Genomic DNA, 17,607 nt, shown 5'->3' on the forward strand with positions numbered 1-17,607 from the left:
GTGCGGGACCTGGCTCTTGTGGGGTAGCGGCCAGTGTCCTGGAATGCGATGGATTCGGGTGATGCTGCGCGGCTGGCACAGGGACCATGATGCGCGGACCGGTAGAGCCCTGCACCTCCCTGGCCTGACGTCATACGTTCAGGCCGGCGTCCGACATTCTATTGCAGCATGCGCACGATGTCGCGCATTTTGACCTGCATTGCAGAAGCCATGCCTGCAAGTTTTTCATCTGAAAACGATGCCGCGCCCGGGCCGGCCTCAGGTCGTGCGGCGGTCCAGCATGGCGCGGGCAATGGTGCCGGCGTCCACGTATTCCAGTTCGCCCCCCACCGGTACGCCGCGCGCAAGGCGGCTCACCTTCAGGCCACGGGCCTTGAGGGTTTCGCTGATGTAGTGGGCGGTGGCTTCGCCTTCGTTGGTGAAATTGGTGGCCAGCACCACTTCGCTGACCACGCCATCGGTGGCGCGGGTGATGAGCTTTTCGAGATGGATGTCACGCGGGCCGATGCCGTCCAGCGGCGAGAGCCGGCCCATGAGCACGAAATACAGCCCTTTGAAGGTCAGGGTCTGCTCGATCATGACCTGGTCCGAGGGCGACTCCACCACGCACAGCTGGGTATGGTCGCGCTGGCTGTCCTGGCAGGTCTCGCAGACGACCTGCTCGGTGAAGGTATTGCACAGGGCGCAGTGGCGGATGGTCTCCAGCGCCTTGGCCAGCGACTGGCTCAGCTCGGCGGCCGCGTCGCGGTCATGCTGCAGCAGGTGGAAAGCCATGCGCTGCGCGGTCTTGGGGCCGATGCCGGGCAGCCGGCGCAGCGATTCGGTCAGGAGGGTGAGACTGGAGGGCGTTTTCAATTGCGGTCTACGGAATAGCGGAAGGCTTCGAGTGCCTCGGCCGTCATGGAGGGGACGAATTCGATGATCTCGTATTCGGCCACGCCGCCGATGAAGAAGGGATCGGACTCCATGATGGCTTCGATCTCGGCACGGTCGGCGCAGTCGGCGATGATGATGCCACCGGTGCGCGGCACCTTGCGGCCGGACATCAGGAATACGCCTTCGGCATATTGCTGGTTGAGGAATTTCTTGTGCGCGGTCAGCAAGGAATCAATTTCGCCTGCCGGCTTGGTGTACGTGATCGAGACGATGAACATGGTGCCTCCACTAAGCAATCCTGCATTCCATCAGAATCAGACTATCCTGCGCGGTGCTGCCTGCGCCCGGCGGTCGCAACCACCGGGCCGGCGCAGCATCAGAAGGGCATCTTGAAGCCCGGGGGCAGCGGCATGCCGGCGGTCACGCCCGACATCTTTTCCTGGGCGGTGGCTTCGGCCTTGCGCACGGCGTCGTTGAAGGCGGCGGCGACCAGGTCTTCCAGCATGTCCTTGTCATCAGCCAGCAGCGACGGATCGATGGCGACGCGCTTGACGTCGTTCTTGCAGGTCATCACCACCTTCACCAGGCCGGCGCCGGACTGGCCCTCGACTTCGATGCTGGCCAGCTGTTCCTGGGCCTTCTTCATGTTGTCCTGCATGGCCTGTGCTTGCTTCATCAGACCTGCCAGTTGACCTTTCATCATGCTCATTGCTCCTTGTTTCAATTTTCGGGATTCTATCGCGTTTGGCACGGTGGCCGGCAATCTCGCCGGCAGCGCCGTGCACGCCTCACAACGCCTGGATCGAGCCGGGGACGATGGTGGCGCCAAACTCGCGCATCATGCTCACCACGAAGGGATCGCTCTTCATCTTCTGCTCGGCCTTGCGCTGGCGCTCGGCCCGTTGGGCCTCGGCCACCGCATTGGCGGTATCGGAGACGGCACCGATCTCGGTCTCGACACGGATTTCCTTGCCGAAACGCTCGGACAAGGCGGCCACCAGTTTTTCGATGCTGCCCGAGGACAGCAGGGTTTCCAGCGGGATACGCAGATGGAAGCAGACGTTGCCGCCATTGAGCGCTTCGCAGCGCACCAGTTCACTCTGGAAGGCCATCTGGTGGGCCACACCGCGCAAGCTGGTGAGGCTGGCAGCCAACGTCGGCCAGTGGCCATCCCAACCCAGTTCGGCGGCGATGCGCGCAGTTTCCTGCTGCTGCGCAGGCGTGGCGGCCGGACGCTGGGGCGCGGGCGGTTCTGCGGGGGCCGATGCCGCTGGGGCAGCCTCCATGCGTTCTTCCGCAAGCCCCGGCATGGGGGCCGACGGCGGCATGGCGGAGGCACCAGTGTCGTCCTCCCAAGGCGGGATGGAATCGAATGGCGGCGGCTCGGGCATGTCCGGCGGCATCGCCGAGGCAGTACGGGCCGCCTTGGGCGCCGGTACCGCTACAGCAGCGGGAGCGGCGACCGGCGCGCTGGCCACCGGTGCGGGCGCAGACGGGGCCACTGAAGGTGCAGGGCCTGGCGCAGGTGCAGCCGCTGCAGGCCTGGCTGCGCCTTTCCCCCCCTTGCCACCGCGCAAGGCCATCAGCGCGGCTTCGCGGGCCGATGTCGGGGCAGCGGGCGCTGCAGGAGCGGCGGCCACTGGGGGAGCTGCAGCAGGCGCCGGTGCTGCCGGTACGGGTGCTGCCGCGCCCATCGGGCTTGCGGCGGGAGCCGCCGGTGCGACCGGCGCCGGAGCGGGTGCAGCAGCAGCGGCCGGTTGCACGCGGGTCACCGGCGCACTGGTCACGGCGGCCTGCGGTGCCAGCAGGGGCGCCGCCTGGCGCGGCGAAGCCGGGCGAGCGCCACCCGGTGCGGGTGCTGCCGGTACCGGACCGGTGGCAGTGGCACTGACCGGGCGGAAGGCCAGCATGCGCAGCAGGGTCATGCTGAAACCTGCATATTCATCGGGAGCCAGGCCCAGTTCATTGCGGCCGTGCACGGCGATCTGGTAGAACAATTGCACATGTTCCGCACTGAACTGAGCGGACAAGCGCAGGATATCTTCGCGGTTGGGCAGGTCATCGGCCAGCGCCGCCGGCACGGCCTGGGCCAGCGCGATCTGGTGCAGCAGCGTGCCCAGGTCCTGCAGGGCGGCGTTGTACGACAGGCTGCGGGTGGCCATGTCGTCGGCCACGCCCAGCAGGGCGACACCATCCTGTACCGCCAGCGCATCGAGGATGCGGATCAGGTACGACTGGTCCAGCGCACCCAGCATGCCCTGCACCGCTTCCAGGGTGACCTTGCCGGCCGCATAGGCGATGGCCTGGTCGGTCAGCGAGAGCGCGTCGCGCATGGAACCCGAGGCCCCTTGCGCCAGCAGGCGCAGCGCGGGCGGATCGAACTCGATGCCTTCCTGGTTCAGGATGTTGTCGAGGTGGCCGATGATGTGGCCGGGCGGCATCTGCTTGAGGTTGAACTGCAGGCAGCGCGAGAGCACGGTCACGGGAATCTTTTGCGGATCGGTAGTGGCCAGGATGAACTTGATGTGTTCCGGCGGCTCTTCCAGCGTCTTCAGCATGGCGTTGAAGGCGTGGTTGGTGAGCATGTGCACTTCGTCGATCATGTAGACCTTGAAGCGCGCGTTGGAGGGCGCATAGATGGCCTGCTCCAGCAGTTGCGCCATCTCGTCCACGCCACGGTTGGAGGCCGCATCCATCTCGATGTAGTCGACGAAGCGGCCGGCATCGATGGCCACGCAGGCTTCGCACACGCCGCAGGGTGCCGCAGTGATGCCGCCGTTGCCATCGGGGCCGACACAATTGAGCGACTTGGCCAGGATGCGCGAGAGCGTGGTCTTGCCCACACCGCGGGTGCCGGTGAAGAGATAGGCGTGATGCAGCCGCTGCTGTTCGAGCGCGTGCGTCAACGCGCGCACGACGTGTTCCTGGCCGACCAGGGTGTCGAAGCTGCGGGGACGGTATTTACGGGCGAGAACTTGATAGGACATGGAGTGGCTGCTGTGGGCTTTTTGGCTCAGGGGGGCATTTTAAGCTATTTCGCCGCCGCCAACGCCTTTGCCTGCATGCCGCTGTGCTGCCTCGCGTTCAGGCCGTTGCGCTGCGCGCCTTCTTGCGCACGTACATGGCCTCGTCGGCGCTGCGCATGAGCGCGGCCAGGTCGGGATGCAGCGCCGCATCGTACTGCGCCACGCCCACGCAATAATCGAGCTGGTACGGGCGGCCACCGTTCTGGTTGAAGCTTTGCACGGCCGCTTGCAGATGCGCCAGCACCACGGGGACATCCGGCTCGGCGGTATTGGTCAGGAACACCGCGAATTCATCGCCGCCCAGGCGGCCGACGACATCGGACTCGCGCAAATTGGTCAGCAGCAGGCCGGCAAAGTCGGCCAGCGCCAGGTCGCCGGCGGCGTGCCCCAGCTCGTCATTGATCCGTTTGAAATGATTGAGATCGAATCCCAGCATGCAGGCCGGACGGCCCGTGCGCTTGCTGGAGGCCATGGCATGGCGCGCCAGCGACTCGAAACCGCGCCGGTTGGAGATCCCGGTCAGGTCGTCGATGGTGGCCAGCTTCACCGCCGCCAGCTCCTGTTCGACCATGGCGGCCAGGTCCTTGAGCAGGGCCTGTTCGTCGGTATCGAAATCGCGCGGGACGGTATCGACCAGGCACAGGGTGCCGAGGGTGAAACCGCTTTCGCTCTTGATGGGGCATCCCGCATAGAAGCGGATGTAGGGTTCGCCGGTGACCTGCGGATTGCCGGAGAAGCGCGGATCCAGGCGGGCATCGGGCACGATGGTCAGGCCTTCATGCAGGATGGCGTGGGCGCAGAAGGAAACATCACGCGTGGTTTCCGTGGCGTCGCCCAGGCCCACGCAGGACTTGAACCACTGGCGATGCACGTCGATCATCGTCACCACCGCCATGGGAACGTCAAACAGGCGCCGCGCCAGGCGTGTCAGGCGATCGAATCGTTCTTCGCGCGGGGTATCGAGGATGCGCAGCGAATGCAGGGCGTCGATACGGGCGGCTTCATTGGCGGGTAGCTCGGCGATTCTCATGATCATCAGCGCGGAGTGGACATTGTTGCCGACGTTAACGACAGGCTGCAGACGACTTTAACCCCAATTTTTTGCAGAAACAAGAATTAGTTGTTCACAAATACTTATCAAAATATGAAGCCACATCACCCTGTCCCGGTCATCTCAGTGCCGAAACGGCAGGCTCCCCTGCTCCCTGGCCTGCCTTCGCCTCACTTGCCGGCCGCAGGCTTGTCTGCTGCCTTCTCCTCCACCTTGGCAGGCTTGGCCTCGGCCTCCTTGGCCTTGTTCTCAGCGCGCGGGGCTTTGGCTGGCTTGCCGTCCTTGGCCGCCGGCGCTGCCGCGCCCGCCTTGGCCTGGCCGTTGACCGTCAGGCCGTTGGCAGAGAGCTTCACAGCGGCCTTGTCCTTGATGCCCTTGACGCGCTTTTCCAGGTCGGCCCAGTCCTTGAAAGCGCCACCCTTCTGGCGCTCTTCCAGGATGCGTTTGGACATCGAGGGGCCGATGCCGCGCACCCCATCCAGGGCGGCCTGGTCGGCCTTGTTGACGTCCACCTCGGCCCAGGCCAGGGCGGTAGCGGCGAAGAAGCTGAGGATGAACAACAGGGTTTTCTGCAACATGATGTTTCCTTTCGACTTTCAACGTACGGTTGGAGGAAAAACAAAGGGCAGTCCACCCGAAAGTGGACTGCCCTTGCTCAACGACAGCCGAACCAGCCTGTTGACCGAAATCCCGCTAGAAATGGCCTGCAAATCAGCCCGCCAGCAACTCCTCGCGGGTGACGGTGGCCGTGCCCAGCTTGCCGACCACGATGCCGCCGGCGCGATTGGCCATGGTCACCGCATCGACCAGCGACGCACCTGCGCCCAGCATCACGGCCAGCGTGCCGATGACGGTATCCCCGGCACCGGAGACGTCAAAGACTTCACGCGCCATGGTCGGGAAGTGCGTGACCTCGCCGTCGCGGTAGAGACTCATGCCTTCTTCCGAGCGGGTCAGCAGCAGGGCTTCCAGCTTGAGCTCGGCACGCAGCTTCTGGGCGCGGGCGGTGAGGTCTTCCTCGTTCTTCCACTGGCCGACGATGCGCACCAGTTCCGACTTGTTGGGCGTGAGCACGGAGGCCCCGGCATAGCGGGCGAAATCATCGCCCTTGGGATCGACCAGGATACGCTTGCCAAGCTTGCTGGCCGTGGCGATCATCTCGGCCACGTTGACCAGGCCACCCTTGGCGTAATCGGAAAAGATGATCACATCGTAATCGGCCACCAGTGAATTGAATTGCGTGAGCTTGTCGCGCAAGACCGTATCAGTAGGCGCTTCTTCAAAATCGATGCGCACCAGCTGCTGCTGGCGGCCGATCACGCGCAGCTTGACGATGGTGGAGATGCCGGGATCACGGTTGAGATGGCTATGAATGCCCATCTCGCGCAGCATGCTCTCCATCACGCGCGCCGGTTCATCATCGCCGGTCACGCCCAGCAGTGCCGTCTGGGCGCCCAGGCTGGCGGTATTGCGGGCGACGTTGGCAGCGCCCCCCAGGCGCTCTTCCTTGCGCTCCACGCGCACCACCGGCACCGGGGCTTCCGGCGAAATGCGATTGACTTCGCCGAACCAGTAGCGGTCCAGCATGACGTCGCCCACGATGAGGATGCGCGCCGCATCCCAGGCTGCAGCGATATTCTTGTCCACGATGTTGTCCGTGTTCATGCTCAGGGACGCGGCAGCTTACTGCGCGCGGGCTTGCAGGGAACGGCCGATGCCGTAGTACTCGATGCCGATGTCGGCCATGAGCTGCGGATCGAACAGGTTGCGGCCATCGAAGATGACCGGATGATTCAGGGTCGTCTTGACGCGTTCGAAATCGGGGCTGCGGAAGGCCTTCCATTCGGTGACGATGGCCAGTGCATCGGCGCCCTGCAGGGTATCCATGGGCGAGGCGGCAAAGCGAACCTGCTGCAGGCGGGCGGACTCGTCGGCGAAGTCCAGTTCCAGCACCCGTGCGGCTTCCTTCATGGCGACCGGATCGTAGACCGCCACGCTGGCGCCACGACGTACCAGCTCACCGATGAGCACGCGGGAGGAGGCCTCGCGCATGTCGTCGGTATTGGGCTTGAAGGCCAGGCCCCAGATGGCGAAATGCTTGCCGGTGAGGTCTTCGCCGAAGCGCTTGACCACCTTCTTGCCCAGCACGTGCTTCTGCAGGTCGTTGACCTGCTCCACGGCCTGCAGGATCAGCAGCGACTGGTCATAGTCACGCGCGGTGCGTTCCAGCGCCTGCACATCCTTGGGGAAGCAGGAGCCGCCATAGCCGCAGCCGGCATACAGGAAGCTGTGGCCAATGCGCGGGTCCGAGCCGATGCCGTGGCGCACGGATTCGATGTCGGCACCGACACGATCGGCCAGGTTGGCCAGTTCGTTCATGAAGGAGATACGCGTGGCCAGCATGGCGTTGGCCGCGTACTTGGTGAACTCGGCCGAGCGCACGTCCATCCAGTAGGTGCGTTCGTGATTGCGATTGAAGGGCGCGTAGAGCTTCTTCATCAGGGTCTGCGCGCGCAGGCCGTCGGCGCTCTGGTCATGGCCGATGACAATGCGGTCCGGGCGCATGAAGTCTTCGACGGCCGCACCTTCCTTCAGGAATTCCGGATTGGAGACGACCGAGAAACCGAGATCGGTCTTGCCCCGCTGGACCAGCTCTTCCCTGATCGCTGCAGTGACGCGGTCGGCGGTCCCGACCGGCACGGTGGACTTGTCGACCACCACCTTGAAGCCTTCCATGTGACGGCCGATGTTGCGTGCCGCCGCCAGCACGTATTGCAGGTCGGCCGAGCCATCTTCATCGGGCGGCGTGCCCACGGCGATGAACTGGATATCGCCATGGGCCACGCTGGCGGCCACATCGGTGGAGAACTGCAGGCGGCCGGCTGCACGGTTGCGGGCCACCACCTCTTCCAGGCCAGGTTCGTGGATGGGGATGCCGCCGTTGTTGAGGATGTCGACCTTGCGCTGATCGACATCGAGACAGAACACGTCGTTACCCAGTTCGGCCAGGCAGGCGCCGGTCACCAGGCCAACGTAGCCGGTGCCGATGATAGTAATTTTCATAGTAGATCCAGAGTTCAAGTACGGCCCGAGAGAGCCTCAATTCATGACATTCAATTCTTCGGTACGGCGCGGCGGGTAGGTCTCCCACTGGCTGCAGCCCGGGCACTGCCAGTAGAACTGGCGAGCCTTGAAACCGCAATGGTTGCACTGGTAGCGCGCCAGCTTCTGGGTGTAGCCGTGCACCAGGGTCTTGACCACGGCCAGTTCGGGGCGCACGTTCTGGGGCGCGCTCATTATCCGCGCTTCCAGGAACTTGTCCAGACCAAGCAGAGTGGGCGTGCGGCGCAGTTCGTCGCTCACCAGCACGTTGGCCGCGTCGATCCCGTCGGACTCCAGCACTGCCTTGAAGACCACTTCCAGCAGGTCGATCGAGGGGGCTTCGGCCAAGTAGGCGCGCAGCAGGTTGATGCCCTCTTGCGGGCGACCGACAGCGATGTAGCCATCCATCAGGCGCTGCGCCACCAGGGCGGTGTGCGGCACGCTCTGGTGCTCCACACGGCGCCACGTTTCCAGGGCAGCTTCAATGTCGCCGCGCGCGCGCAGGGCGTCGCCCATGAGCATGGTGGCGCGCACGCTCTTGCGGTCGGCGGCCAGGGCCTTGTCCAGCAGGGCCATGGCGGCATCGGTGTTGGTGCGGACCAGTTCATCGGCGGCCAGTTCGCAGTAGAACTGGGCAATCTCGCGCTGGCGCCCTCCGGCACCGGTGGCTTGCAGGATTTCGGCGGCCGAGATGGCGCGCTCCCATTCCTTCTCGCGCTGGTAAATTTCCAGCAAGGCACGGCCGGCCTGGGCGCTGTAAGGGGTGTCGATGAGCTTGTTGAAGGTTTCTTCAGCGCGGTCCAGCAGACCCGCCTTCAGGTAATCCTGGCCCAGTTCATAGAGCGCATGGCCCTGGTGCTCGGCCGGCAGGTCGGGACGCGCCAGCAGGTTCTGGTGCACGCGGATGGCGCGCTCGGTCTCGCCACGGCGGCGGAACAGGTTGCCCAGGGCAAAATGCAGCTCCACCGTCTCGGGATCGAGCTTGACGATTTCGATGAAGGCATCGATGGCCTTGTCCGGCTGCTCGTTGAGCAGGAAATTGAGCCCTTTGAAGTAACCGCGCGGCAGGGTGCGCGACTCGGACAGCAACTGGTTGATATCCACCCGCGCGGCAATCCACCCCAGGCCGAAGAAGACCGGGATGCCAAGCAACCACCAAAATTCAAATTCCATAAACAGTGAGGGGCAATTAGAGGATGTGCTGCGCGGTGATCACGCTGTCAGGCTGCGGCGGCTGGGCCTGCACCTGGGCGATCTCTTCCTGCTGCTTCTGGACTTGCGACAGCGCCTTCTTGTAGCGCGAAGCTTCGCGGCGGTGGCGCAGCACCAGCGGCGCCATGGCCAGCACGCCCAGGATCGCGCCGATCACGAAGAAGGCCAGCAAGACCAGCACCAGCGGGTCGGTGCGTTCATAGCCGAGGAAGAAGTGCATGGTCACTTCCTGGGTATTGCGCAGGGCGAAGAAAAAGAAGAACACGAACAGGATGGCCGCAATCAATCGGGACAGTATTTTCATGGCGTAATCCTTTCTGGCGGGTCGTGGTTAGCCCGGAGGCCCGAAGGCCAAGCTGCCCGGCCGGCGATGCGCAGCACCCGAAACGTCAAAGGCGATGCGTGAAGACGGCGCCGGTCCGCAGCATTATTGCGCTGGCCGGAAAAATCGCGACGATTTCGCGCGCATTCCCGGTCAATCCAGGGTAAATCGGGATTGTACGTGAAAAAAAACGGCATCCAAAGATGCCGTTCATTTTGTTGATCTGCCTTTACACCCGTTCACCTCGCAGTGCGCGAGTGTGCAGCTTTCAACCATTGTTACTGCTCGCGGGCGCAGACAACTTCATCTGCGCACCGCAAGAACTGCCTGGTCACAGGCCCAGCCGGGTCAATCCTCGCGGATTGGCTGGCCGACCATCGCATCGACGCGTTCGCGCAGTTCCTTGCCCGGCTTGAAGTGGGGGACCCGTTTTTCAGGGACCATCACCTTGTCGCCGGACTTGGGATTGCGGCCGATACGCGGCGGACGGCGGTTGAGCGCGAAGCTGCCAAAGCCACGGATCTCGATGCGCTGGCCGGTCGCAAGAGCGTCGACCATGGCATCGAGGATGGTTTTGACCGCGTAATCCGCATCCTTGGCGACAAGTTGCGGATAACGCTCAGCCAGACGGGCGATCAGCTCCGACTTTGTCATCGTGACCGGAAGATCAGTTCTTGTTGTCGAGCTTGGCCTTCAGCAGCGCGCCCAGGCTGGTGGTGCCCGAAGCAGCGTTGGAGTCAGCCGACATCTTCTGCATGGCTTCCTGGGTCTCGGCGTTGTCCTTGGCCTTGATCGACAGCTGGATGCTGCGAGCCTTGCGGTCGATGTTGATGACCAGGGCTTCGACGGCGTCGCCAACCTTCAGGTGGGTACCGGCATCTTCCACGCGGTCGCGGGAGATTTCGGAAGCGCGCAGGTAGCCTTCGACTTCGTCGTTCAGCTGGATCACGGCGCCCTTGGGCTCAACCGACTTGACGGTACCGTTGACGATCGCACCCTTGTCGTTCAGGGCGGCGAAGTTGTTGAACGGGTCGCCTTCCAGCTGCTTCACGCCCAGGGAGACGCGCTCGCGTTCCACGTCGATGGCCAGCACAACGGCTTCCAGCTCGTCGCCCTTCTTGAACTTGCGCACGGCTTCTTCGCCAGCTTCGGTCCAGGACAGGTCGGACAGGTGCACCAGGCCGTCGATGTTGCCCGGCAGGCCGATGAACACGCCGAAGTCGGTGATCGACTTGATCGAACCCTTGACCTTGTCGCCCTTCTTGTGGCTCATGGCGAAGTCGTCCCACGGGTTCGGCTTGCACTGCTTCATGCCCAGGGAGATACGACGACGCTCTTCGTCGATTTCCAGAACCATGACTTCGACTTCGTCGCCCAGCTGGACAACCTTGTTCGGGGCCACGTTCTTGTTGGTCCAGTCCATTTCGGAGACGTGCACCAGGCCTTCGATGCCTTGTTCGACTTCCACGAATGCACCGTAGTCGGTCAGGTTGGTGACCTTGCCGAACAGGCGGGTGCCTTGCGGGTAGCGACGCGACAGACCGGTCCAAGGATCGTCGCCCAGTTGCTTCACGCCCAGGGAGACGCGGTTCTTCTCTTGATCGTACTTGAGGACCTTGGCGGTGATCTCTTGGCCAACCGACAGCACTTCCGACGGGTGACGCACGCGACGCCATGCCAGGTCGGTGATGTGCAGCAGGCCGTCGATGCCACCCAGGTCAACGAACGCACCGTAGTCGGTGATGTTCTTGACGATACCGGTAACGACGGTGCCTTCCTTCAGGGTTTCCATCAGCTTGGCGCGCTCTTCGCCCATCGAGGCTTCGATCACGGCACGGCGCGACAGAACGACGTTGTTGCGCTTGCGGTCCAGCTTGATGACCTTGAATTCCAGGGTCTTGCCTTCGAACGGGGTGGTGTCCTTGACCGGACGGGTATCGACCAGCGAACCCGGCAGGAAGGCACGGATGCCGTTGGTCAGAACGGTCAGGCCGCCCTTGACCTTGCCATTGACGGTACCGGTGACGATCTCGCCGGACTCCATCGCCTTTTCCAGCGAGAGCCACGATGCCAGACGCTTGGCCTTGTCGCGCGACAGGATGGTGTCGCCGAAACCGTTTTCCAGGGATTCGATCGCAACGGAGATGAAGTCGCCGACGTTGACTTCGACTTCGCCGTTGTCGTTCTTGAATTCTTCAACAGGGATGAACGCTTCGGACTTCAGGCCGGCGTTGACGATCACGAAGTTGTGATCCAGGCGCACGACTTCTGCCGAGATGACTTCACCCGAACGCATGTCCTGACGCGACAGCGATTCTTCGAACAGAGCAGCAAATTCGCTGGAGGTATCAACACCTGCAGCGATAACGGTAGTGGTAGACATAAAAGAAAGTAAGAAAGATTGGCCGGTATCCGTGTGATGCAATCAGGCTGACTTGCACTGCCGTCTTCGTTGCCGCCGACGACATGGGTACTGGGTTAGGTTTATCAACACCCGTCAGACTTTGCATCTGCCGGGCACCAATGGCACTACGGGTACAACAAGGACTTGCCCATGATGGGTGCTGAAGTTGCCGTTTCAAGCGGATTGCAACGGATTTCAGTGCCCCAGGGCAGCGTACCAGCTGAGTACCTGCTGCACCGCTTCGTCAGCGGTCATGTCGGATGTATCCAGGTGATATGCACCCTCCGCAGCCTTCAAGGGGGCAGACGAGCGATTCATGTCGCGTTCGTCGCGTTCCTTCAAATCTCTGGAGAGGTCTTCGATATTAGCAGAAAAACCCTTGTCAATCAATTGCTTATAGCGCCTTGTGGCGCGCGCTTCCACACTGGCCGTCAAAAACACCTTCAATCGGGCGCCCGGGAAGATGACGGTGCCCATGTCGCGACCGTCGGCCACCAGGCCAGGCGGTTTCCTGAATGACAACTGCAGGCCATACAAGGCCTGGCGCACGGTGATCAGGGCGGCGATCTTGGAGGCGGTATTGCCGACTTCCTCGGCCCGGATGGCCTGGGATACGTCTTCGTTGGCCAGGAAGATGTGGCCGCCATCGAAATGACAGTGCAGGTGCTCGGCAGCCTTGGCCAGGGCGTGTTCGTCGTCCAGGGCTACGCCGCGGCGCAGCACGGACAGCGCCGTCAGGCGGTACAGCGCACCCGAATCCAGGTAATGGAAGCCCAGTTCCCGGGCCACCTTCTGGGCCACGGTGCCCTTGCCGGAGGCGGTCGGACCATCGATGGTGATGACCGGTATCTTTGCTTTTTCCATGGCCTGATCCCTTTATCTGTGAATAATTTAGTGTAATTCCGTCAAATAAAGGGTTTATCAGATCAAGGTTTGTTCGGCAATCTTTTTGAAGACCTCGAAGTAATCGGGGAAGGTCTTGGCCACGCACTTGGGGTCGTTGATGCGGATGCGGTTGCCACGCCGCAATGCACCATCCAGCGCTGCCAGCGAGAAGCACATGGCCATACGATGGTCGTCATAGGTATCGATGGCGGCCGTGCCGATCTCGGCCGGGGGAGTTACCGTGAGGTAATCCGCGCCCTCCTCCACCTGTGCACCCAGCTTGCGCAACTCGGTCGCCATGGCCGAAAGACGGTCGGTTTCCTTGACGCGCCAGCTGGCGATGTTGCGCAGGGTGCTGGGGCCGTCGGCGTAGAGCGCAGCCACGGCGATGGTCATGGCCGCATCCGGAATGTGGTTGAAATCAGCATCGATGGCCTTGAGCGGGCCATTGGAGGAGGCCTCGATCCAGTTCTCGCCCATGGTGATGGTCGCGCCCATCTGCTCCAGCGCTTCGACGAAGCGCACGTCGCCCTGGATGCTGTCGCGGCCCACGCCCTCGACCCGGATCGGGCCGCCGGTGATGGCACCGGCCGCCAGGAAATAGGACGCAGACGACGCATCGCCCTCGACGTGGATGCTGCCAGGGCTGCGGTAATGCTGGCCCGGCTTGACGGTGAACTGTTGCCAGCCGTCACGCTCGACCTCGACGCCAAAGCGGCGCATCAGGTTCAGGGTGATCTCGATGTAGGGCTTGGAGATGAGCTCGCCGACCACCTCGATCTGCATCGCTTCTTCGCGCGCCATCAGGGGCGCGGCCATCAGCAAGGCCGTCAGGAACTGGCTGGAGACGTTGCCGCGCACCTTCATGCGCGCCGATGTCAGCTGGCCACGGCGGATATGCAGCGGCGGGTAGCCGGGATTGCCGGTGTATTCGATGCGCATGCCGACCGCATTCAAGGCATCCACCAGGTCGCCAATCGGCCGCTCATGCATGCGCGGCACGCCATGCAGCGTGTAGTCGCCACCCAGCACGGCCAGGGCCGCCGTCAGCGGACGGATGGCAGTGCCGGCATTGCCCATGAAGAGATCAGCCTGGTGCACCGGCAGCACGCCGTTGACGCCATGGACGATGTAATCCTGGGTGCCTTCGATCTGCTCCCACTTCACGCCCAGGGTCTGCAGGGCCATGAGCATGACCAGCGTATCGTCGGAAGCCAGCAGGTCGAAGATGCGGGTGGTGCCGCCCGAGAGCGCCGCCAACAGCAGGATGCGGTTGGAAATGCTCTTGGAGCCCGGCAGCTTGACCGTGCCTTGCACGTGCGGGACCGGGTTCAGGTCGATATGGCGGGGGTAGGAAGGCTGTTTCATCTGGCTTGCTTTTCTGTGGATGATGCGGTGGTGGAATCGGGCCGCCCAGGCGGCCTTGACGATGTGACCGGGAAAGAATGTTCAGTTGACCTTGCGTTCGGCCGCCTCGATGGCCGCCGCCCATTGCTGGCGGGCATGCTGGGCGCTGGCATAGATCTTTTCGAGGCCCGCGCCGTCGCTGTCGGCAATCATCGCGCGTATGCCCTGCAATTGCACCAGATAGGCATCGACCTCGGTGAGCAAGGCATCACGGTTGGCCAGCGTGATGTCGCGCCACATCTCGGGCGAGGAGGCAGCGATGCGGGTGAAATCGCGGAAACCGCTGGCGGCATACTGGAACAAGGTCTCGGCATGCGGCTTGGCGGCGATGTCGTCCACCAGCGCAAAGGCCAGCACGTGCGGCAGGTGGCTCACCGAAGCGAACACCGCATCATGTTCCTGCGGCGAGAGGCGATGGATGATCGCGCCACAGGCGCGCCAGGCCGCGGCCACGGTCTCGACATCGGCGTCGCTGTTTTCGGGCAAGGCGGTGATGACCACCTTCTTGCCTTCATACAGTTCGGCCAGCGCGGCTTCCGGCCCATGTTTCTCACGACCCGCAATGGGATGCGCCGGGACGAATTGCGCAATGCGCTCACCCAGCGCCTTGCGGGCGGCGGCCACCACATCGCTCTTGGTACTGCCGGCATCGGTGACAATGGCCCGGGCATCGAGATGCGGCTGGATGGACGCGAGGATGGCTTCGGTCTGCGCCACGGGCGCGGCCACCAGGATCAGGTCGGCACCGGTGACGGCAGCGGCCGCATCGGTGGCGATGGCATCGATGATGCCCAGCGCGCGCGCACGTTCCAGGCTGGCCAGCGAGCGGCCCACGCCGACGATGTGCGCGGCCTGGCCGGCACGGCGCAGCGCCAGGGCGAACGAGCCGCCGATCAGGCCCACACCGAAGATGACGACTTTCTTGAACACGTTGGATTCAGCCTTGAAGAATGGCGGGACGGCAGGCGCTCACAGGCCCAGCGGATAGGAGCCCAGCAGCTTGAAGAAGGCGGCGTTCTGGCGCAGCTCTTCGAGCGCCTTGGCGACCTTCTCATCCTGCTCGTGGCCTTCGAGGTCGACGTAGAAATAATATTCCCACGCGCCCATGCGGGCCGGACGCGACTCGAAGCGCGTCATCGACACGCCGTGCCGCGCCAGCGGTGCCAGCAGGTTGTAGACCGCTCCGGCCTTGTTGGGCACCGACAGCACGATGGAAGTCTGGTCGCGCCCCGACGGTGCCGTACGCAGGCGGCCGATCACGGCGAAGCGGGTGCGGTTGTGCGGGTCGTCCTGGATGTGGGCATTGACCGTCTGCAGGTTGTACTTCTGGCCCGCGATTTCACCGGCAATGGCCGCCACACTCTTATCTTCACCTGCCATGCGCGCGGCCTCGGCGTTGGAGGCCACCGCCTGGCGTTCGATGGAAGGATAGTTCTGGTTGAGCCACGCATTGCACTGGGCGAGGGCCTGCGAATGCGCGCAGATGCGGGTGACGCCTTCCATGTTGCCGCTGGCGGTCATCAGGCTGTGATGCACGGGAATGGCCACTTCACCGCTGATGGTCAGCGTCGTCTGCAGCAGCAGATCGAGGGTGCGGTTGATCACGCCCTCGGAGGAATTCTCGATGGGCACCACGCCAAAATCGGCGGTACCGGCTTCGGCATCGCGGAACACTTCATCGATGGACACGCAGGGCAAGCCCTCGATGGCATGGCCGAACTGCTGGTACACGGCCTGTTCGCTGAAGGTGCCTTCGGGGCCGAGATAGGCCACCACCACACGCTTTTCCAGCGCGCGGCAAGCCGACATCACTTCACGGAAAATGGTCTGGATATCGGTGCCCAGCAAGGGGCCGGGATTGCGGTCGGCGGCGCGGCGCAGGACCTGCGCTTCGCGCTCGGGACGAAACACCGGGGCATTGGTCTCGGCCTTGACGTGGCCCACTTCCTGCGCGACGCGGGCGCGCTGGTTCAGCAGGTCGAGGATCTGCGCATCGATGGCATCGATCTTCTGGCGCAGGGGCAGCAACTTGTCGTCACTCATCTTGCTCTTTCAGGTTCTGCACGGCGCACGGGCGCTATGAGCGGCCGGCGGCGCACCGGGCATGGCGTTGGCTTGGCGCACGGCCACGGCCTGCACTGCGCGGGCGATGATGCGCCCGGCCAGATGCGGCCTCAGCCGTGCTGCTGTTCGAAGTCTTTCAGATAATCGACGAGAGCCTGTACGCCCTCGATCGGCATCGCGTTGTAAATCGATGCACGCATGCCGCCGACCGACTTGTGGCCTTTCAGCTGCAGCAGGCCGCGCTCTTTGGCGCCGGCCAGGAAAGTGTCATTGAGCGCATCGTCGCGCAGGAAGAACGGCACGTTCATGCGGGAACGGCAGTCCGCTGCGATCCGGTTGCTGTAGAAATCGGTGCTGTCCAGGTAGCCGTAGAGCAGTTCGGCCTTGGCGATGTTGCGCGCTTCCAGCGCGGCCACGCCACCCTGGCGCTTGATCCACTGGAACACCAGGCCGGCGATGTAAATCGCGTAGGTCGGCGGGGTGTTGTACATGGAATCGTTGTCGGCCACGATCTTCCAGTCGAAGGCCGAGGGACAGAAAGGCAGTGCATGACCCAGCAGGTCTTCGCGCACGATGACGATGGTCACACCGGCCGGGCCGATGTTCTTCTGGGCACCACCATAGATGACGCCGTATTGCGAGACATCCACCTCGCGCGAGAGGATGTGCGAGGACATGTCGGCCACCAAGGGTGCGCCGCCGGTGTCAGCCGCGACTTCCGGCGTGTATTGGTATTCGACGCCGTCGATGGTCTCGTTGCTGCAGATGTGCACGTAGGCGGCATTGCGCGAGAGCTTCCAGTCGGCACGTGCCGGGATGCTGGAAAACTTGTGATCAGCCGAGGAGGCGGCCACGTTCACGCTGCAGTAGCGCCCCGCTTCCTTGATCGACTTGGTCGACCAGGAGCCGGTGTTGATGTAGTCGGCCACGCCGGCTTCATGCTTGCCTGCCGGCGAACGCAGCGCCGCCAGGTTCATCGGGATGATGGCGTTCTCGGCGATGGCCCCGCCCTGCAGGAACAGCACCTTGTAGTTGGCAGGAATGTTCATCAGCGCGCGCACATCAGCCAGCGCGGCTTCGATGATGGACATGTATTCCTTGCCGCGATGGCTCATCTCCATGACCGACATGCCACTGCCATGCCAGTCCAGCATCTCGTCGGCTGCCTGTTGCAGCACTTCCTTGGGCAATACCGCCGGACCGGCGGAAAAGTTATAAACCATGTCTGCGTTCGCCATCAAAAAAGACGGCGGGCATG

17 protein-coding genes are annotated in these 17,607 nt (G+C 63.4%); all 17 read right to left on the minus strand.

Translation table 11 applies throughout. From position 1 onward, the window contains the following. Positions 1–258 precede the first annotated feature (258 nt). Positions 259–855 (minus strand): recombination mediator RecR, encoded by a 597-nt coding sequence (gene recR, locus ACLRDN_RS19295; RefSeq protein WP_413457606.1) that lies wholly within the window; start codon positions 853–855, stop codon positions 259–261. Further along, positions 852–1,154: a YciI family protein gene (locus tag ACLRDN_RS19300; RefSeq protein WP_088756366.1), complete on the minus strand. Its 303-nt coding sequence runs from the start codon at positions 1,152–1,154 to the stop codon at positions 852–854. The genes recR and ACLRDN_RS19300 overlap by 4 nt, the downstream gene beginning before the upstream one ends. Before the next feature lie 98 nt (positions 1,155–1,252). After that, positions 1,253–1,579: a YbaB/EbfC family nucleoid-associated protein gene (locus tag ACLRDN_RS19305; RefSeq protein WP_413457607.1), complete on the minus strand. Its 327-nt coding sequence runs from the start codon at positions 1,577–1,579 to the stop codon at positions 1,253–1,255. 85 nt (positions 1,580–1,664) lie between these two features. Beyond that, a complete protein-coding gene (locus tag ACLRDN_RS19310; RefSeq protein WP_413457608.1) occupies positions 1,665–3,863 on the minus strand; it encodes a DNA polymerase III subunit gamma/tau in 2,199 nt (732 codons plus the stop codon). A gap of 97 nt (positions 3,864–3,960) precedes the next feature. After that, complete coding sequence (locus ACLRDN_RS19315) at positions 3,961–4,932, minus strand: diguanylate cyclase domain-containing protein (RefSeq protein WP_413457609.1); 972 nt, start codon at positions 4,930–4,932, stop codon at positions 3,961–3,963. Between the two features lie 191 nt (positions 4,933–5,123). Beyond that, positions 5,124–5,531, minus strand: a complete 408-nt coding sequence (locus tag ACLRDN_RS19320) for a ComEA family DNA-binding protein (protein WP_413457610.1) — start codon at positions 5,529–5,531, stop codon at positions 5,124–5,126. A 133-nt stretch (positions 5,532–5,664) separates the two neighbouring features. Further along, complete coding sequence (gene rfaE1, locus ACLRDN_RS19325) at positions 5,665–6,618, minus strand: D-glycero-beta-D-manno-heptose-7-phosphate kinase (protein ID WP_413457611.1); 954 nt, start codon at positions 6,616–6,618, stop codon at positions 5,665–5,667. 18 nt (positions 6,619–6,636) lie between these two features. After that, positions 6,637–8,016: a UDP-glucose dehydrogenase family protein gene (locus ACLRDN_RS19330; protein WP_413457612.1), complete on the minus strand. Its 1,380-nt coding sequence runs from the start codon at positions 8,014–8,016 to the stop codon at positions 6,637–6,639. Between the two features lie 36 nt (positions 8,017–8,052). After that, positions 8,053–9,228 carry a lipopolysaccharide assembly protein LapB gene (gene lapB / locus ACLRDN_RS19335; RefSeq protein WP_413457613.1) on the minus strand — a complete coding sequence of 392 codons (1,176 nt, stop codon included), beginning with the start codon at positions 9,226–9,228 and terminating at the stop codon, positions 8,053–8,055. Positions 9,229–9,244: 16 nt separating this feature from the next. After that, positions 9,245–9,571: a LapA family protein gene (locus tag ACLRDN_RS19340; RefSeq protein ID WP_413457614.1), complete on the minus strand. Its 327-nt coding sequence runs from the start codon at positions 9,569–9,571 to the stop codon at positions 9,245–9,247. Positions 9,572–9,937: 366 nt separating this feature from the next. Beyond that, on the minus strand, positions 9,938–10,243 hold the full coding sequence (locus tag ACLRDN_RS19345; protein WP_006462119.1) for an integration host factor subunit beta: 306 nt from the start codon (positions 10,241–10,243) through the stop codon (positions 9,938–9,940). Between the two features lie 13 nt (positions 10,244–10,256). After that, positions 10,257–11,972, minus strand: a complete 1,716-nt coding sequence (rpsA, locus tag ACLRDN_RS19350; protein ID WP_075259476.1) for a 30S ribosomal protein S1 — start codon at positions 11,970–11,972, stop codon at positions 10,257–10,259. 216 nt (positions 11,973–12,188) lie between these two features. Next, positions 12,189–12,857: a (d)CMP kinase gene (gene cmk, locus ACLRDN_RS19355; protein ID WP_088756372.1), complete on the minus strand. Its 669-nt coding sequence runs from the start codon at positions 12,855–12,857 to the stop codon at positions 12,189–12,191. Positions 12,858–12,914: 57 nt separating this feature from the next. Continuing rightward, positions 12,915–14,246, minus strand: coding sequence for a 3-phosphoshikimate 1-carboxyvinyltransferase (gene aroA, locus ACLRDN_RS19360; RefSeq protein ID WP_402709873.1), 1,332 nt, complete (start codon positions 14,244–14,246; stop codon positions 12,915–12,917). A gap of 81 nt (positions 14,247–14,327) precedes the next feature. After that, positions 14,328–15,215, minus strand: coding sequence for a prephenate dehydrogenase (locus ACLRDN_RS19365; RefSeq protein ID WP_413457615.1), 888 nt, complete (start codon positions 15,213–15,215; stop codon positions 14,328–14,330). A 39-nt stretch (positions 15,216–15,254) separates the two neighbouring features. Beyond that, complete coding sequence (pheA, locus tag ACLRDN_RS19370) at positions 15,255–16,328, minus strand: prephenate dehydratase (RefSeq protein ID WP_413457616.1); 1,074 nt, start codon at positions 16,326–16,328, stop codon at positions 15,255–15,257. Positions 16,329–16,459: 131 nt separating this feature from the next. After that, the gene (gene serC / locus ACLRDN_RS19375; RefSeq protein WP_413457617.1) at positions 16,460–17,572 is read right to left on the minus strand and encodes a 3-phosphoserine/phosphohydroxythreonine transaminase; all 1,113 of its coding nucleotides are present in this window, start codon (positions 17,570–17,572) and stop codon (positions 16,460–16,462) included. Between the last annotated feature and the right edge of the window lie 35 nt (positions 17,573–17,607).

The organism is Herbaspirillum huttiense (assembly GCF_047300815.1).
GTDB lineage: Bacteria > Pseudomonadota > Gammaproteobacteria > Burkholderiales > Burkholderiaceae_D > Herbaspirillum > Herbaspirillum huttiense_A.

What these genes read in the sequence shown, in the direction of transcription:
- ACLRDN_RS19300 (WP_088756366.1), bottom strand. Translation starts at nt 1,154, where the DNA reads ATGTTCATCGTCTCGATCACGTACACCAAGCCGGCAGGCGAAATTGAT.
- ACLRDN_RS19305 (WP_413457607.1), bottom strand. Translation starts at nt 1,579, where the DNA reads ATGATGAAAGGTCAACTGGCAGGTCTGATGAAGCAAGCACAGGCCATG.
- ACLRDN_RS19310 (WP_413457608.1), bottom strand. Translation starts at nt 3,863, where the DNA reads ATGTCCTATCAAGTTCTCGCCCGTAAATACCGTCCCCGCAGCTTCGAC.
- ACLRDN_RS19315 (WP_413457609.1), bottom strand. Translation starts at nt 4,932, where the DNA reads ATGAGAATCGCCGAGCTACCCGCCAATGAAGCCGCCCGTATCGACGCC.
- ACLRDN_RS19320 (WP_413457610.1), bottom strand. Translation starts at nt 5,531, where the DNA reads ATGTTGCAGAAAACCCTGTTGTTCATCCTCAGCTTCTTCGCCGCTACC.
- rfaE1 (WP_413457611.1), bottom strand. Translation starts at nt 6,618, where the DNA reads ATGAACACGGACAACATCGTGGACAAGAATATCGCTGCAGCCTGGGAT.
- ACLRDN_RS19330 (WP_413457612.1), bottom strand. Translation starts at nt 8,016, where the DNA reads ATGAAAATTACTATCATCGGCACCGGCTACGTTGGCCTGGTGACCGGC.
- lapB (WP_413457613.1), bottom strand. Translation starts at nt 9,228, where the DNA reads ATGGAATTTGAATTTTGGTGGTTGCTTGGCATCCCGGTCTTCTTCGGC.
- ACLRDN_RS19340 (WP_413457614.1), bottom strand. Translation starts at nt 9,571, where the DNA reads ATGAAAATACTGTCCCGATTGATTGCGGCCATCCTGTTCGTGTTCTTC.
- ACLRDN_RS19345 (WP_006462119.1), bottom strand. Translation starts at nt 10,243, where the DNA reads ATGACAAAGTCGGAGCTGATCGCCCGTCTGGCTGAGCGTTATCCGCAA.
- rpsA (WP_075259476.1), bottom strand. Translation starts at nt 11,972, where the DNA reads ATGTCTACCACTACCGTTATCGCTGCAGGTGTTGATACCTCCAGCGAA.
- cmk (WP_088756372.1), bottom strand. Translation starts at nt 12,857, where the DNA reads ATGGAAAAAGCAAAGATACCGGTCATCACCATCGATGGTCCGACCGCC.
- aroA (WP_402709873.1), bottom strand. Translation starts at nt 14,246, where the DNA reads ATGAAACAGCCTTCCTACCCCCGCCATATCGACCTGAACCCGGTCCCG.
- pheA (WP_413457616.1), bottom strand. Translation starts at nt 16,328, where the DNA reads ATGAGTGACGACAAGTTGCTGCCCCTGCGCCAGAAGATCGATGCCATC.
- serC (WP_413457617.1), bottom strand. Translation starts at nt 17,572, where the DNA reads ATGGTTTATAACTTTTCCGCCGGTCCGGCGGTATTGCCCAAGGAAGTG.